This is a genomic window from Reyranella sp. (assembly GCF_050185545.1).
GTDB lineage: Bacteria > Pseudomonadota > Alphaproteobacteria > Reyranellales > Reyranellaceae > Reyranella.
Window position 1 is genome coordinate 1 of sequence record NZ_JBFWZI010000168.1, and the last position, 15,728, is coordinate 15,728.

A 15,728-nucleotide genomic window follows, 5' to 3' on the forward strand; every position below is an offset into this window, starting at 1 on the left:
CTGGTCGAACGGCTGGCAAATGGCCAGCCGCAGCCCCCACAGCGTGACGTGATCAGGTATGTCGGGATGGCCGGCAGAGCCGAACAGGATCGCATCGTGCCGGGCGATCAGGTCGCGGCCGTTCTCGGGCATCATGCGGCCGTGCTTCTTGTAGTATTCGCCGCCCCAGCCGAAGCGGTCGAAACCGATCGCAAAGCCGCCGTCGCGCCTGGCCACGGCGCCCAGCACCTCGACGCCGGCGTCGACCACCTCCGCCCCGATTCCGTCGCCTGGAATGGCCGCGATCCTGTACGTCTTCATCATCATCCTCCCGATTTGTCCTTCTAGTCCGGACGGCGGGGAAACGTCGAGCGGGCAAGCCCCCGCTGGCCCGCACGAGTGCCGCGCCGATGAGCGCCGCGGAGGTTGGCCGAGGCTGGCGGTTGGTGCGATAGTTCGCGGTGCCTGGACGGAACTTTCCCGCGGCGAAATTCCGCCCGGGCGAGCGCGTGGGGGAGCAGCATGCCGAAGCTCGAAAACTGGAAGGTCGACAGCGATGCCGTCTGGCACGAACGGATCGGCTCCCATACCGTCGCCCTGCGCCACCCCGCCTATCCCGTGGAGAAGGATTCGTGGAACGGCACGCCCGCCGCGCTCCGGCTCTTCGTGGCGCACTATCTCACGCAGGTGGCACCCGCCCTCGGCCTTCCCGTGCTGTTCGTCGGCGACACCGACGATTTCAGGGTTCCGCTCGCCTGGCTGAAGCTGCCGAACGAAGGCGACCTGAACCGCGATCCACGCAGGTCGTTCTGGGTCAGCCGATTCAGGCGGGGCTTCGACGGATCCGGGTTGCTCGATCGCACCGTCGTCCTGCTTGCCAGCGTTACCAGGTCGGCCAACGACGGCGATGGTGTCCTGGGCGGCCGGCTCGGGCTCCGGGTGGTGGCCCACGTCACGCCGCCCGGTATCCAGCCGCGCACGATCCGAATCACCAGCGTGGCCCGATCGCTGGATCTGCCGAAGGTTCTCGTCGCGCAGCCGATCTCGCCAACCGTGCAGAAATTCTACAATGCTCTCTTCGACGACAAGTCGAATGGCATCGTCCCTTCATCGCTGGGTCATTTTGCCGGCCTGAATTCCGGCGCTTCCGGGTCGCTCGATGGCGTGCGCGTCACCAGCGAGGCGCACAACAATGTCGGTGCCGAGCTCTACGCCACCGTGGCGAGGCCGACCGGAAACCCCCAGGGACTGGCCTATGCCGTCACGGTCCGCGTCACTTTCGACGGCCATACGATCATCCCGCACGAGATCGACAGGCGCCCGCTCGTGGCGCACGCCGCGCCGCCGGTGTCGGTCGGTCTCTTCACCACGGATCCGGCGTCGAAAGCGGGCCCGGGTCGCCTGATCGATGCGCGGCCGAATCGCTCGGGAGCACGACTCGACCGCTACACGGAGAACAATATCCGCCTCGATGGGCTGGAGCTCGACAACTACGGCGATGCCCGGCTCGAGGACGATCGGGAGCTCGTCCGTGTTCTTCAATCGAAGCTCGTCGACCCCGACGCAGACGAATCGGCGACCGAAGTCGACAAGCCGCGCGACGCGCAGCATCCCCGGACGCCGGCATTCGCCGCCTTCAGCGGCTATGAGCGCGGCCGCGCTCAATTCGACCAGCGGCGCCTGCGTCCCGTGTTCGACACTGTCGCGGCATATGGTCTGCGGCCCTACGGCTACTTTCGCTTCGCCGACAATCCCGTGCACGTGCGCTATCGTTCGCCGATCATCCCGGGACCGGGCAAGGACGGCAAGACGGTGAATGCCCAGGTGATTCTCGATTCGCCGCGGGCGAATCTCATCGCATCGACCGAAGAGTGGGTCCCGGCCATCCTGCGATCGCCGGAAGTGCGCTTCGCCCTCGCCGACCTGAAGCGCACGTCCGCCCGCCGCGATGCGCTCGGCCTCGGCGCCGATCCGCGCTGGAGCTGGCACGAGTACTGTCACGTCCTCCTTGGAGGCCAGACAGGCCGGCTGGAGCTCCACTTCGCCCACAGTGCCGGCGACGCGATGGCGGCCATCGCCTGCGACCCTTCATCCGAGCTGGCGCGCTCGCCCTGGACACGGGGCTACACCTTTCCGTGGGTCTACCTGCATCGCCGTCATGACCGCAGGGTCGAGGACGGCTGGGGCTGGTGCGGCCGGCGCCACCGGCCGAACCGATTCGTCTGGCCCGACAGCAACAGCCGCCACAAGGGCTATGAATCCGAGCAGATCCTGTCGACGTCGCTGTTCCGGCTCTATCGCGCCCTGGGAGGCGATACCGACGACGAGGCGGGAAGCCCGGACGAGGCTGCCCGCCAGCGCGCCGCCGACTACGCGCTCTATCTCATCCTGCGCGCCATTTCCCTGATGCCGGCACATCACGTCGGGCTGCTCGAAACGCCCGACCAGCTCGTGACCACACTGGTCGAGGCCGACATCGCCACCCTGCCCGCTCCCAACGGTCCGCTGCGGGACCGTGTCGGCGGGTGGGCCCACAAGGTCATCCGCTGGGCCTTCGAGGCACAGGGCCTCTACGCCACCGACGATCCCGAGGTGATCGTCGAGGCCCCCGGCCTGCCGCCTCCGGTCGACATTTTCATCGACACGCAGCGGCGACCCCAGTTGCAGGGACCACTCTCGCGTGGCGGCTACCAACCGGTGTCGCTGCGCTGGAACGGCCCGGGGGAGAAGCCCTGGCACGCCAGCGCCGAAGCCATTCATATCGATTCCTCCGGCATCCGGGTCGCCGTCCGCAACCGGGGAAACGAGCGGGCAGACGAGGTCACGGTGTCGCTGTGGTGCAAGACGCACCCGTCCGGCGCAGCGCAGCCGCCGACCTGGGACGGCTCCTGGACCTGCATCGGCAATGCAGGACCCATTACCGTACCCGCCTGGCCCGCCGAGGCTGTTTCGGTCGGGCCCTTTGCCCAGCCCGCGCCGCCATCGAGCGGACACCTGTGGATCCTGGCGATCGCCCATTGCCCCGGCGATCCCGCGAATACCGATCCGGGGACGTTGCTGCCCACGGCGAACACGGCCAATCGACCCTCGATCGTCGACCTGGTCGCCGGCGACAATAATCTCGGGCTTCGGGTGATTTAGGCGGTGCTCCGCAGTGGCGCTCGTGGGATGGGTTAACAACAGGAATAGCGCCCACTGGTGTTACGCGCTCATAGGCGCTGACTTTGCCAAAAGAACGCGTCATGCGCTGGGCGCGCGCCACTCCGATGGCGCTCTTCTTGGTGACTACATATCCCTTGAGCGCCATCGGAGTGGCGCGCTCCCAGCGATGAACTACATCCATTCGGCGCGGGCGAGGTTGAGCACGCGGCGCAACGACGGACACTCGATCAGCCTGCTGTTGCGCACCTTGAAATCTTCCGCCACGCCGGGCGGCGTCGCCGCGTCGACTATCGGATCATCCTCGGGATGACCTTCCGAAGGCTGGACCGGCGGCTTGGTGAGAAGAGCCCACACGGCCCCCGCCATCCAGCGACTGGCGAGCGAATCGGATGGATAGTGCACGCCGGCGCGTTCCCTGTTCTTGGCCAGTCGCGTGGCGAGCCACAGCAATGGCCCGGTGAACACGTGGTCCTGCGCCCGCTTCATGACATCGGCCAGCGACGGCTGCTGCAGCGGTCCGGCCGGGACGACCGGCCCAGCCGGGCCGAGCGGATTGGGCGGTGACCCGGGAGTGGCGGGCTCGCCGAACCGGACCGCGACCTCGGGGATCTCGAGCAGCAGCAGGGCGATGAAATGACCCAGGAAGGAATGACCACTGGGAAAGGACGGATGCCGCGGCGGGCCGAACGGCGGCACCAGCCCGGGACAGATGAACGACGGCCGCACCCTGCGGAAGTGCTGCTTGTAGTTCATGTAGAAGATGTTGCCGATGGCGAGACCGCAGCGGATCAGCTCGATGGTCCACGGGCGCCGCTCGCTGTCGATTCCCAGCATGGCGATGAAGTAACCGGGCAGGCCGTCCGCCTGCGCGTTGATCTCGCCCATGTAGCGGTCGCGGTCGTCCTCCATGAGATCGAACAGGGTGGCGATCTCCCCTGTGATGAAGGGATCGAACTCTCTCTGCCATTTCAGATGATCGTTCCTGGTCAGCCAGCCGCGATCGACCAGCTGATCGGTCGTGAACCGCCACTTGCCATGCTCGGCGGCGAACTCGCAGGCCGCCAGGATCGAGGGCAACGAACGATCCTGGTCACGCAGCCAAACCCCGAGGCCGGGATCGAACGGCAGGGTCCAGAAGCGCAGCGCCGGATCCCAATCGTTGGTTTGCCACTTGAGGTCGAGACCCGTGGGCGTCGGATCGACGATGAAGGGGCGCTCGCTGGGAAAAGCACGACCGCCGTAATTGTCCGGCGCGAAGTCGAGCGCCCACGGCTTGAAGCCGAGCTCGACCGGCGTGGCGTAGTAGCTCCAGGGGATCGGCCCCATGCCGCCGAATCCGGTGCCGGTGCCGGTGCCCGTACCGGTGCCAGTTCCCGTTCCAGTGCCCGTGCCCGTTCCAGTTCCTGTGCCTGTGCCCGTGCCGGTTCCCGTGCCCGTGCCCGTGCCGGTTCCCGTGCCCGTGCCAGTTCCCGTGCCGGTTCCTGTTCCGGTGCCGGTGCCGGTGCCAGTTCCGGTTCCTGTGCCCGTACCGGTCCCTGTTCCCGTTCCGGTGCCTGTGCCCGACGCTATGGTCATGACGATGCTCCCCCGCTTTGTGTCGCCGTCGATATGTCGATCGGCCTGCGACGAAAGAATGGCCGGCCGCCCGCTACTCCGGCAACTCTGCCAGCCGAAAGCCGTCGGCGAGCCGCTCGAGGTCGCCCGGCCGACGCAATGGATACCAGGACGTGAAGACAGACACGCGAAAGCCCGGCTCGATCTCCAGGACCTGCTTGGCGGTTGCCTTCGCCCCTTCGAGGTCGCCGGCCAACGCCAGCGAGGCCGTCAAGGTGCGCAGGCAGGCAGAGAAGCGCGGGTTGATGCGTTGCGCCTTACGCAGCCAGCCAACCCCCTGGTCGTAGCGGCCGCTGACGAACTCGGCGAGCCCGGCCACGGTGCAGAACCAGAAATTGAGCGGATCGTAGGGGCTCAGCCGCCACGCGTTGCGCAGCCTCTCGAACGCTTCGTCGGGCCGGCCGAGAAAACAGTAGGTCGACGCGCTGATGCCCCAGGCGAACGCCGAATTCTCGTTGAGGTACAGCGCCCGCTCGAAGTAGTCGACCGCGCTGTCCAGGCTGTGGTTGAGGAATCCCTGGATGTGCCCCGCGACGGCAAGACAGAAGGCGTCTTCCGGATCGAGCTCGACAGCCCGCATCGACGCCTCGATCGCGAGCTTTGCGTCGCCCGCGAGATCGGTCGATCGGCCGTCGCCGCGCTTGAGATTGAGCCACCAGGCGAGATAGGCGTGGGCCAGGGCGTAGGACGAATCGAGCTCGACCGCGCGCTGCAGGTACTTCCCGGCATCGAAGAACTGCTGATCGTCGAGCGAATAGATGAGCGAGAGGGCGCGCAGCAGGCACTCGTAGGCGTCGAGACTGTCGGTCGGCTTTGTGAGCGCGCGGGCCGTCTCTGCCTTGTAGACCTTGGGCTCGATCTCGCCGGCGATGCGATTGGCGATCTTGTCCTGGAAATCGAAGATCTCGCTGTCCAGCCCGTCGAACTTGTCCGCCCACAGAGCGCGATTGGACACCGCGTCGAACAGCTCGGTGGTGATACGCAGGCGCGAAGCGCGGCGGCGCACGTTGCCTTCCAGGATGTAGCGCACGCCCAGCTCGTCGGCGATGGCGCGGCCATCGCGCTTGTCGTCGCGGTAGCGGATCGTGGAGTTCCAGGCGATCACGTACAGGCCGTGGCTGCGCGACAGGCTGCGGATGATGTCCTCGCTGATGCCGTCGCTGAAATAGGCCTGGGTGGTGTCGCCGCCCTGGTCGCGGAAGGGCAGGACGGCGACGGCCGGCCGCTTTCCCCACGACAGGTGCGGCTGGCGCCGAACCGGAATGCTGGTCGCCGCTCCGGGCGGCTCGATGCGATAGACCCTGATCGGCCGGCTGATGTTCTTCAGTTCGCGTTCGCCCAGGTCGCGAAAGGTCAGCGTCATCTTGTTCCAGACGTAGTCGTGCACCGCACTGGTGGCGACGATCTCGCCCGGCTTGGCGAGCGACAGGATGCGGGCGGCGACGTTCACGCCGTCACCAATGATGGTGTCGTTGTCGACGATCACGTCCTCGACATTGATGGCGATCCGCAACGACAGCGGCACCGTGCCGCCGGCCGCCTCGAGCTGGGCGACACCGCGCTGCGTCTCGAGCGCCCAGCTGACGGCGTCGACGGCACTCGGGAACTCGACCAGGATGCTGTCGCCGGCGGTATGCTGCAGCCGGCCGCGATACTCGCGGAACTTCGGATCGATCAGCTCGGAGCGCAACAGCTTCCACGCGCGCAACGTCTCGAGGTCGTTGCGTTCCATGTGGCTCGACCAGTCCACGACGTCGGCGAAGGCGACGGCGGCGAGCCGCCGCGTCACCGAAAATGCCTCTCCCATCGCCCTCTCTCAACCGCGCCGATGTCCGGTACAGGCGCAGGTCGGGTCGACACGCTCCCGAAACGGTTCGCGCGCGGTTGCCTGTCCTTGCGCCCGACGCTCCGGATCGGCGGCGACGCAACCCGCCGACCCTAGCAAAGAGCACCTCGTGCAACAGCAACTTATTGAATCACCTGGGGCACACCCCGAAAACCTCGGTGCGCCGGCAGCATGCCCCGACTGGCACTGACTTTTCCCATCGACATGGCCTCTTTGCTGGGAGCGCGCCACTCCGATGGCGCTCATGGGATGCGTAACCACCAAGAAGAGCGCCATCGGAGTGGCGCCCTCCCAGCGCATGGCGCGTTCTTTCGGCAAAGATTAAGTCAGCGCCAATGAGCATGCCTCCTGTCGCGCCGACTGACGAGACCGTGATCAGGTTACCTTGCGACCGCTTGTCGGAAATTGATGGCCCGGGCAAGAATGGCCTTCCCTTCCGGAGAACACCCCCTATGACTATCGAAGCATTCGCCGCCTCCTGGGCGCCTCGCCTGCTGAGCGTCCTGCGCATCGTGTCCGGCCTGCTGTTCCTGCAGCATGGCACGGCGAAGTACCTGAAGATTCCCGTCCTGCAGATGTTCGCCAAGGTCGAGCCCTTCTCCCTGGTCGGCATTGCCGGCATGCTCGAGCTGGCGGGCGGCGTTCTGCTGATCCTGGGATTGTTCACGCGCTGCACGGCCTTCGTCCTGTCGGGCCTGATGGCCGTCGCCTATTTCCTCGCCCATGCGCCGCTCGGCTTCTATCCGATCGCCAATGCCGGCGAGCTCGCGGTGCTCTACTGCTTCGTGTTCCTCTACATCGCCGCCGCCGGACCGGGCCCCTGGAGCCTCGACGCGGCGCGGCAGAAGTAGCTGCAACAGCCCTGCGATCTGCACTATGGGGACGTCGTCGGACCGCCCCGTGCGGCCGTTTCGCTATGCCTGACGACACGTACCCTGGAGTGACACTCGTGCCCAAGCGCGTTCTGCTCCGCCGCCCTACCGCTGCTGGTGAAGGCGGGGCTGGCACGGGGTTAGAGAAGCACCAACTCGGTTTCCTGGATCACGCGCCGCCGACGCTTCGACGAAAGAAATTGCCACAGATGAACACGGATGCTTGACATGACCTTGGACCGGCGCCGTCTCGACCAGACATCGGAAAGTATTCTCGGCGGCGCATTTGCCGTAAGTCTGCAACGACTCCCGCTTTGAGCTCGAGCGATCCGGGTTCATCTGTGTTTATCTGTGGCTGAGAATCAGAGAGGTCAGGCGATGGCGCTGAAAAGGGTTGCCCTCGAGATCGGGATGGGCACGGACATCCGCGGCGGCGATTACACCAAGGCCGCGGTGCGCGCGCTGCGCGACGCGCTGTGGCACAACTCGCTCACCGTCGCCGGCGCGGTCGGCAAGTCGAGCGACGACATGCATGTCGAGGTGATGATCGGCGTGCCCAGGCCCGATCAGGTCGACACCAGGGAGGTGCTGGCGGTGCTGCCGCACGGCACCGGCACGGTGAAGGTGGTCGAAGGTGGCCTCGAGATTCCCAACGAAGCGGGCACGGACAAGACGGTGATCGCCCAGGCGGCCGCCATCGTCCGGCTCGATCTGTAAGGAGGCTGCCATGCCCGCCAAACGCGTCATCCTCGAGCTCGGCACCGGCAACGACCTGCACGGCGGCGACTACACCAAGGCCGCGCTGCGCGCCGTTCAGGACGCCCTGCACCACAGTTCGCTCGTCATGCTGCGCACGCTCGGCGTCAATCCCAAGACCGGCATGTTCGTCGACGTCACCATCGGCGTGGCGCAGCCCGACAAGGTCGACACCGAGAAAGTGCGCGCCTCGCTGCCGCACGGCATCGTCACTGTGAAGGCGGTCAAGGGCGGGCTCGACGTGCCCGATCCCGAAGGCAACGACCCGGCCGTGATCGCCAGCGCCGCGGTCTGCGTGCGGCTGGAACTGCCGTGAGAAGCTCATGGCCGGGAGCGCGCCACTCCGATGGCGCTCTTCTTGCCTATCACACATCCCATGAGCGCCAGCGGAGGGGCGCGCTCCCAGCAGAAAAGACGTCGGCCCGCCTATCCGCGCACCAGCAGCTTCAGGCCCTGCTCGAGGGCGAGCCGCGCCATCGCCTCGAGATCGTCGCCGGTGGCGCTGCTGACCGGGTGGCCGATCACGGCGAAGCGGTAGCCGGGCATGCCGAGCACGCGGCTCATCAAATCGGCGGCGCTGGTGAAGCGCTGGGTCATCACGCTGAAAGCGGGGACGTTGAGGCGTTCAGCGGTGACGGAGTCGTGCAGACTGCACGATGAGCAGCTGCCTCAATCTCCTATGCCGGAGATGACCGCATCCCACTTGCGGATCTCCGCCACGATGGGCGCGTCGGCCGGCGCGCTGTAGTTCGACTTGGTACGACTCACCACGCGGGCGACACCATGTTCCTCGCGCAGCATCCGGTCGAGATGGCGGAAGAAGCCCTTGGTGCCTTCCTTGCCGTTGGAGATGAAGCCGATCGTGCGGCCTTCCAGCGACGGCAGGCGCGGGGCGAGCTGCCCCACCGCAGGCGTCTTCTCCGGTGTCGGATCGAGAACCTGGAATGTCATGTGCTGCTCCTGACTTCGATGACGATGCGCCGGGGGGCGCTCATGCTCATGCGGACCGCGGGCGTCTCGTCCGCTCATGATTCATGAGCATCAACGGACGAAACGCCCGCGGTCCGCATGAGCATGAGCTTCTCCTCTTCATTCCGCTCAGCCCTTCGGCGGCTCGCAGTCGACGCAGGCGCCGATCGCCAGGGTGACGGCGTGGCTCTTGTTGCCGAGCCACGGCGGGATCACGGCGCCGAAGCCGCCGGCCGGACCACCGGCTGCGACGACCAGGAGCTGGTCGGCCGACTCCATCGCCGGATAGACGCTGTCGCCGCGGTCTCGCACCACGGCGCCCTTGCCGACAGTGGCCCATTCGCGGCGATGGATGCGCGCCCGCTCGTGGATGAAACTGGCGACGTCGGTCTTGCTCCAACCCGCCGCCTGCAGGTGCTCGCGCAGCTGCTTGGGAACGATCAGCGCATAGTTGCCGGGATGGATCGAGTAGTGCCGCAGGTTGGCGCGCATCTCGGCGGCGAAGGTCTCCAGGATCTCCTCGGGCTTCGTCGTCCACTCGTTCATGATCTGGCGCGGCGCGCCCGCCGCCATCACGGTCACCGCCGAGGCCTCCTTCGGGATTCCGCGCTGCTCGGCGAGCGAGAGCCAGGTCGAATCCTCCTCGTCCTCGGCAACGCAGTAGCTGAACTTGCCGGGATGGCCCAGGGTCGAGCGGTCGATGGCGCCCGGCCGGACATCCATCAGGTTGATCAGGCAGAGCCTGAGCGCCCGGCCGATCACCGCGGTGGCGCGATCGCTGTTGCCCAGCGCGTTGAAGGTGCCGGCGGCGCCGAGCTCGCGCCGGATCGGCCCGTTCAGCACCACCAGCACGGCACAGCCTCCGGTGCTCGCGGTGGCGCCGTGCATCAGGAATTCCTCGCGCATCATCGCCGTCCAGGCGGTGATCACGACCGGGAAGTGCATCGGCAGGCAGCCCGCCATGACGGCGTTGACGGCGAGCTTCTCGGCGGTGACGGCGAGCCCGCGCACCGGCTCGATGCCGATCAGCTGGTCCGGCGGCATCATCGCCCACTCGAGGCAGGCCTCGACCGCCTCCCGCGTCGGCGGCACGATCGGCAGGCCATCGGTCCAGCCGTTGCTGTGGTAGAGCTCCTGGACGGCGGCGATGCCGTCGACGTCGTAGGTCCGCGAAGAGAGCTGCACGTGATTCCTCCGAAGGACGAAGCATAGCGCCGCGAAGCCCTATGCCAACATCAACTTGATAGACAGGATTATTGCGAGAGGAGCATCAATTCTGCCGCGGCCACTCGCGTCGCAGCAGCGCCAGGAACCCCGCCGCAGCCGGTGTCGGCTCGCGTTCGCGGAGCGCAATCACGCCGATGCGCCGCACCAGGCGCGGCTCGAGCGGCACGGCGTGCAGGTTGCGGCCCGCCGGCACCGCCCCGCGCGGCACGATGCCGATGCCGACGTCGGCCGCCACCAGACCGAGCAGGGTGGCGATCTGCGTCACCGCCACCATTTGGCGCAGCGGCACGCCGGCCATCGCCGCCGCCGCATCGACGGTGCGCCGGGTACGCGAATCGGTGGGCAGCGCCACGATCGGCTGGTCCGCGAGGTCAGCCAGGCCGAGCTTGCGGCGGTTCGCGAGCTTGTGGCGGGCCGACAGCACGACGCAGAACGTCTCGCGGCCAAGCGGCGTGCCGATGGCGAAGTCCGGCAGCTCGTCGACATAGCCGAGGCCGAAATCGGCGACGCCGCTGCGCACGTCCTCCATCACGGAGCCATGGACGCTTTCCCGCACATGGATCTCCACGCCCGGCCGGTCGGCGCGATAGGCCGCGATCAGCCGCGGCAAAGCCGCCCCCGCCACCGACATGACGCTCGACAGCACGACCAGGCCGCGCCGTTCCTGCGCCACTTCGCGCACGCTCTGCACGGTGATGCCGAGATCGGCCAGCATGCGCTCGGCGACCGCGGCGAACTCACGGCCGGCGGCCGTGACCTGCACGCGGCGCGTCGTGCGGTCGAACAGGCGCACGCCGAGCTCGCGCTCCAGTCGCTTGACCGCGCGCGTCAGCGCAGGCTGGGAGATGCGCAGCCGCGCGGCGGCGGCGACGAAACTGCCGTACTCGACGAGCGCGAGCACCGCTTCGAGCTGACGTGCGCTGAAATCCGGAAGCGCCGAGGAGCGCATCAGGCCGCAAGCATGCGCTCGCGATTGCGCTCACGCAGGATCGGCATCACCCACTTGCCGAAGCGCTCCGCTTCCTCGTCGTGCAGGTAGCCCGACAGGCAGAAGGAATGGCAGCCGAGATCGATGAAGTTCTGCAGCGTGTCGGCGCATTGCTGCGGATCGCCGACCACGGCGATGCCGGCGCCCGGACGCACCTGGGTGATTCCGGTCCACAGGTGCGGCTCGATGGTCTCGCCGCTCGCCGCCAGCTCGCGCACCCGGCGGTTGGCCTCCGAGGTCGCGAAGTGCCGGCGCACGAAGGCCTTCTGCGCCTCGCTGGCGTGCGCCACCAGCTCGTGCGCGAACTCCCAGGCCTCGCGCTCGGTCGGCCGGCACACGACCTGCAGGCGCATGCCGAAGCCGATGTCGTTCTCGCGGCCGTGGCGGGCCGCCATGCCGCGGATCTTTGCCATGTTGGCGCGGATGCGCTCGTAGGTATCTCCCCAGAACAGATGGACGTCGGAATGCTTGGCCGAGATCTCCCAGGCCTGGCGCGAGCCGCCGCCGAGATAGAAGCGCGGATACGGCTTCTGCAGCGGATGGGGCCGGATCTGCGCGCCTTTGAGCTGGTAGAATTTTCCGTCGAAATCGACCGGCCCGCGCGCCGTCCACAGCGCCTTCAGGATCGCGACCTCCTCGTCCATGATCTCGTAGCGCTCTTCCTTTCCCCACTTGATGCCTTCCGAGGCGTTCTCGGCCTCGCTTTGGCCGGCGATCAGGTTGATGCAGATGCGTCCACCGGAGAGCTGATCGAAGGTCGCGATCATCTTCGCCAGCAGCACGGGGTTGATGTAGGACGGCCGCGCCGCCACCAGCATGCGGATCGACTTGGAGCGCCCGACCATCATGGCGCTCGAGATCCACGCCTCCCAGCAGGCGGTCTGCACCGGCACCAGCATGTATTCGAAGCCGGCCGCCTCGGCGGCCTCGACGATGCGATCGAACAAGGGCAGCGACGGCGCGACCTGAGCGCTCGCGAGCCCGTAGGCGGTGGTGTCGCCGGCGGTCGGCAAGAACCAGCCGAATTCCAGTCTACGCATGCTTCCTCGCTCTGCTGTCGCGCGAACTCTAGCGCATATCGGACCAGTCGCGCCTTGTCAGAGCTGTCGCAGCGCCACCTGCGAAACGGCATGATCGGCGCCTTTGTGCAGCACGACGTGGGCACGCTCGCGGGTCGGCAAGATGTTCTCGATGAGGTTCACCGCATTGATCTCCGACCAGATGCGCCGACCGGCGGCACGCGCCTCCTCGGCGCCGAGATCCTTGTAATGGTGAAAGTACGAGGCGGGATTCTGGAAGACGGTCCGCTGCAGCAGCAGGAAGCGCTCGAGGTACCACGCCTCGATATCGGCCGTGTCGGCGTCGAGATAGATGGCAAAGTCGAAGAAGTCGGAAAGGATCACCGAGGCCGGGCGCCCGCCGGCGCCGCCCGAAAGGCCGGGCTGAAGGACGTTCAGGCCCTCGAAGATCAGCACGTCGGGTCGCCGCACCGTCTGCCAACTGTCGGGCACGATGTCGTAGGCCTGATGCGAATAGACCGGCGCGTGCACCTCGGCGTCACCGGCTTTCACCCGGGCGAGGAATTGCACCATCTGCCGGCCGTCGTAACTCTCCGGGAAGCCTTTGCGCGCCATCAGGCGGTCCTCCTCGAGCTTGCGCAGGGGATAGAGAAAACCATCCGTCGTCACGAGGTCGACGGCCGGATGATCCGGCCAGCGTGCCAGGATCGCCTGCAGCACGCGGGCGAAGGTGCTCTTGCCCACCGCGACGCTGCCAGCGACTGCGATGATGTACGGGTGTCCGACGAGCGGCCGGCCGAGAAACGTGTCCGTGACGTTGTTGAGATTGCGCGCGGCGCGAACGTGGAGGTTGAGCAGGCGGGAGAGCGGCAGGTAGACGTCCGCCAGCTCTTCCAGGGAGACGTTCTCGTTGAGGCCGCGAAGGGCTTTCAGGTCGTCGTGCGTGAGGGTGAGCGGCGTGCTCGCGCGCAATCGTGCCCATTCAGCCCGGCTGAAGGTCTGGAAGGCGTCTGAACGCATGCGCATTCTCCGTGACACGTGTGCAACTGCAATTCCGGCTGGCCGTGGCGGCTTCGGCGGGGCACGATCGAGGCGGCCATGAAGAGGGAAGCGGGAATGTTGCAACACGGCAAGCGTCCGACAATCGCATCGCGGCACGGCATGGTGGCGGCCGCCCATCCCCTGGCGGCGGCGGCGGGCGCGCGCGTGCTGGGCAACGGCGGCAACGCCTTCGACGCCGCGGCGGCGACGGCGGCGACGCTGAACGTCGTCGAGCCCTACATGTCGGGTCTCGCCGGCCTCGGCATGGCGACCTGCTACATCGCCGCCGAGAAGCGCGTGCGCTCGCTCGATTACATGACGCACATCCCCTACAAGTTCCCGCTCGAGCGCCTGAAGCGGCGCGAGGACGTGCTGCGCGGGCCGGTCGCGGTCGGCGCGCCGGGCAATCTCGGCGGCTGGTGCGAGATGGTGTCGGCCTACGGCACCAAGAAGCTGCCCGAGCTGTTCGCGCCGGCGATCGCCATCGCGCGTGACGGCTTCTCGATGATCGAGTTCAATGTCGAGGAGATCAGCGGCGCCACCGGAGAGCTGCGCGGCCACAGCGCGCTCTATCCCGAATGGTCGCGCACCTATCTCGAGGGAATCTCGGGCGGCCGGCCGCAGATCGGCGCGGTGCTGCGCCAGCCCGACCTTGCTGCGACCTACGAGGCGCTGGCCGAGCAAGGCCCTGGCCTGCTCTACGGCGGCGAACTCGGCAAGAAGATGCTGGTGCGGCTCGGCGAGCTCGGCGGCTGCCTCACGATGGACGACCTGATGGCGACCAGGCCGAAATGGGTCGACCCGGTCGCCGTCGACTATCGCGGCCGCACCGTCCACGTGCCGCCGCCGCCCTGCGAGGCCTTCCAGTACCTGCTGACCCTGCGCATCCTCGAAGGCTTCGACCTGGCGAAGATGCAGCGCAACGGCACCGACCATATCGACACCGTGCTGCGTGCCATCCGCCTCGCCGCCGGCGTGCGCATCGCCACCGGCGTGCCGTCGACGCAGAAGCTGGCCGAGATCCTGTCGGACGGCTACGTCGAAGGCCTGCGGGCGCGGGTGCGCGACGGCAAGCCGGTGACCGGACCGACCGAGCAATGGACGCCGGGCGCCGGGAACTCCGGGGCCGAAGAGGGCCACACGACGTCGTTCTCGATCGCCGATCGCGACGGCAACATGGTGTGCGTGACCCAGAGCCTCGGCAGCGTGTTCGGTTCCGGCGTGGTGGTGCCGGGCACCGGCGTCTGCCTGAACAATTTCCTCTACTGGGCCGACGTCAATCCGGCGAGCCCCAACCGGGTCAAGCAGGGCGACTATATGCCGATCTGCGTCGCGCCCTCGATCGTCACCCAGGACGGCACGCCGGTGCTGGCGCTGGGCACGCCCGGCAGCTACGGCATCCTGCAGACCCAGCCTCAGGCCATGGTGCAGTACATCGATTTCGGCCTGCCGCTGCAGCAGGCGATCGAGGCGCCGCGCGCCCGCCTGACCGACGGTCGCGCCGTGTTGCTCGAATCACGGGTCGATGCCCAGGTGCGCGACCAGCTGCGCAGCCGCGGCCATGACCTCATGAGCGGTCCCGACTGGACGATGAAGGTCGGCGGCATGCAGGGCGTCGCCCGCGACGCCGGCGGCACCTTCACCGGCGGCTGCGACCCACGCCGCGACAGCTACGTGGTGCCGGCGTAGCAAAGATTCCTCCCCAGTTTCGCTGGGTACAGGTGTCCGCGTCTTCGCGGGCGGAGGGGTCATGGTCTTCCTGACCACGGCTCGCCGGCTCATTAATCTGAGTGAGCGAGACGCCGCGGTCCGCGTGACCCACGACCCCTCCGCCTGCCTGCGCGAAGCCGAAGCGGCTTCGCTTCGGCGAAGGCAGGTCGCCGTGTGACGGCGACAATTCCCCAGCGAAGCTGGGGAGCAGAATGAGTCCTACTTCTGCGGCCGCGACGGCTCCGAGATCTCGGCGATGGCTTCGCCGACCTCGCGCAGGTCGGCGGCGCGCGGTTCGGTGGCGATGTCGCCCAGGGCGACGATGCCGACCAAGTCCTTCGCCTTGTCGAGCACCGCCAGGCGGCGGATCTGGAGGACGCGCATGCGGGCCAGCACCTCCTCGGCGTCCTCCTCCTCAAAGGCGTAAGCGATGTCCTCGGTCATGCAGTCGCGCACCTGCATGTCGACCGGGGAGCGTCCCGTCGCCACGCCGCGCACGACGATGTCGCGGTCGGTGATGGTCCCGACCAGACGCCGACCGTCGC

The 15,728-nt window shown here is 67.4% G+C and carries 14 protein-coding genes; 5 read left to right on the top strand and 9 right to left on the bottom strand.

Features of this window, described 5'->3' with window-relative positions; all coding sequences use genetic code 11:
* Positions 1-300, bottom strand: a 300-nt coding sequence (locus AB7O82_RS30075) for an isocitrate/isopropylmalate family dehydrogenase (RefSeq protein ID WP_428549717.1), incomplete at its 3' end; no start/stop codon positions are given.
* 201 nt (positions 301-501) lie between these two features.
* On the opposite strand from AB7O82_RS30075, the gene AB7O82_RS30080 reads away from it, so the two are divergent.
* Positions 502-3,120 carry a hypothetical protein gene (locus AB7O82_RS30080; RefSeq protein WP_428549715.1) on the top strand — a complete coding sequence of 873 codons (2,619 nt, stop codon included), beginning with the start codon at positions 502-504 and terminating at the stop codon, positions 3,118-3,120.
* Positions 3,121-3,312: 192 nt separating this feature from the next.
* Here AB7O82_RS30080 and AB7O82_RS30085 read toward each other — a convergent pair whose 3' ends face one another.
* Both AB7O82_RS30085 and AB7O82_RS30090 read right to left on the bottom strand, forming a co-directional pair.
* The gene (locus AB7O82_RS30085; protein WP_428549713.1) at positions 3,313-4,716 is read right to left on the bottom strand and encodes a phosphatase PAP2 family protein; all 1,404 of its coding nucleotides are present in this window, start codon (positions 4,714-4,716) and stop codon (positions 3,313-3,315) included.
* 73 nt (positions 4,717-4,789) lie between these two features.
* Complete coding sequence (locus AB7O82_RS30090) at positions 4,790-6,562, bottom strand: adenylate/guanylate cyclase domain-containing protein (protein ID WP_428549711.1); 1,773 nt, start codon at positions 6,560-6,562, stop codon at positions 4,790-4,792.
* A gap of 491 nt (positions 6,563-7,053) precedes the next feature.
* Here AB7O82_RS30090 and AB7O82_RS30095 point away from each other — a divergent pair, with 491 nt between their 5' ends.
* From AB7O82_RS30095 to AB7O82_RS30105, 3 genes are all read left to right on the top strand, one after another.
* Complete coding sequence (locus AB7O82_RS30095) at positions 7,054-7,452, top strand: DoxX family protein (RefSeq protein ID WP_428549709.1); 399 nt, start codon at positions 7,054-7,056, stop codon at positions 7,450-7,452.
* A gap of 399 nt (positions 7,453-7,851) precedes the next feature.
* On the top strand, positions 7,852-8,190 hold the full coding sequence (locus AB7O82_RS30100; RefSeq protein WP_428549707.1) for a Lin0512 family protein: 339 nt from the start codon (positions 7,852-7,854) through the stop codon (positions 8,188-8,190).
* Positions 8,191-8,200: 10 nt separating this feature from the next.
* On the top strand, positions 8,201-8,545 hold the full coding sequence (locus AB7O82_RS30105) for a Lin0512 family protein (protein WP_428549705.1): 345 nt from the start codon (positions 8,201-8,203) through the stop codon (positions 8,543-8,545).
* Positions 8,546-8,655: 110 nt separating this feature from the next.
* On the opposite strand, the gene AB7O82_RS30110 is transcribed toward AB7O82_RS30105, so the two are convergent.
* The 5 genes from AB7O82_RS30110 to coaA all read right to left on the bottom strand — a co-directional run bounded on the left by AB7O82_RS30110 (position 8,656) and on the right by coaA (position 13,452).
* Positions 8,656-9,180 carry a UGSC family (seleno)protein gene (locus AB7O82_RS30110; RefSeq protein ID WP_428620926.1) on the bottom strand — a complete coding sequence of 175 codons (525 nt, stop codon included), beginning with the start codon at positions 9,178-9,180 and terminating at the stop codon, positions 8,656-8,658.
* A gap of 147 nt (positions 9,181-9,327) precedes the next feature.
* On the bottom strand, positions 9,328-10,383 hold the full coding sequence (locus tag AB7O82_RS30115) for a hypothetical protein (RefSeq protein WP_428549701.1): 1,056 nt from the start codon (positions 10,381-10,383) through the stop codon (positions 9,328-9,330).
* Between the two features lie 85 nt (positions 10,384-10,468).
* Complete coding sequence (locus tag AB7O82_RS30120) at positions 10,469-11,374, bottom strand: LysR family transcriptional regulator (protein ID WP_428549699.1); 906 nt, start codon at positions 11,372-11,374, stop codon at positions 10,469-10,471.
* Positions 11,374-12,453 carry an LLM class flavin-dependent oxidoreductase gene (locus tag AB7O82_RS30125; RefSeq protein ID WP_428620928.1) on the bottom strand — a complete coding sequence of 360 codons (1,080 nt, stop codon included), beginning with the start codon at positions 12,451-12,453 and terminating at the stop codon, positions 11,374-11,376. Before AB7O82_RS30125 ends, AB7O82_RS30120 begins: the two co-directional genes overlap by 1 nt.
* Before the next feature lie 57 nt (positions 12,454-12,510).
* Positions 12,511-13,452, bottom strand: a complete 942-nt coding sequence (coaA, locus tag AB7O82_RS30130; protein WP_428549695.1) for a type I pantothenate kinase — start codon at positions 13,450-13,452, stop codon at positions 12,511-12,513.
* A 96-nt stretch (positions 13,453-13,548) separates the two neighbouring features.
* Between coaA and AB7O82_RS30135 the strand changes: the two genes are divergently transcribed.
* The gene (locus tag AB7O82_RS30135) at positions 13,549-15,162 is read left to right on the top strand and encodes a gamma-glutamyltransferase family protein (RefSeq protein ID WP_428549693.1); all 1,614 of its coding nucleotides are present in this window, start codon (positions 13,549-13,551) and stop codon (positions 15,160-15,162) included.
* A gap of 240 nt (positions 15,163-15,402) precedes the next feature.
* Here the strand turns inward: AB7O82_RS30135 and AB7O82_RS30140 are convergent.
* Positions 15,403-15,728 (bottom strand): CBS domain-containing protein (locus AB7O82_RS30140; RefSeq protein WP_428549691.1); only part of this gene is annotated, 326 nt, incomplete at its 5' end.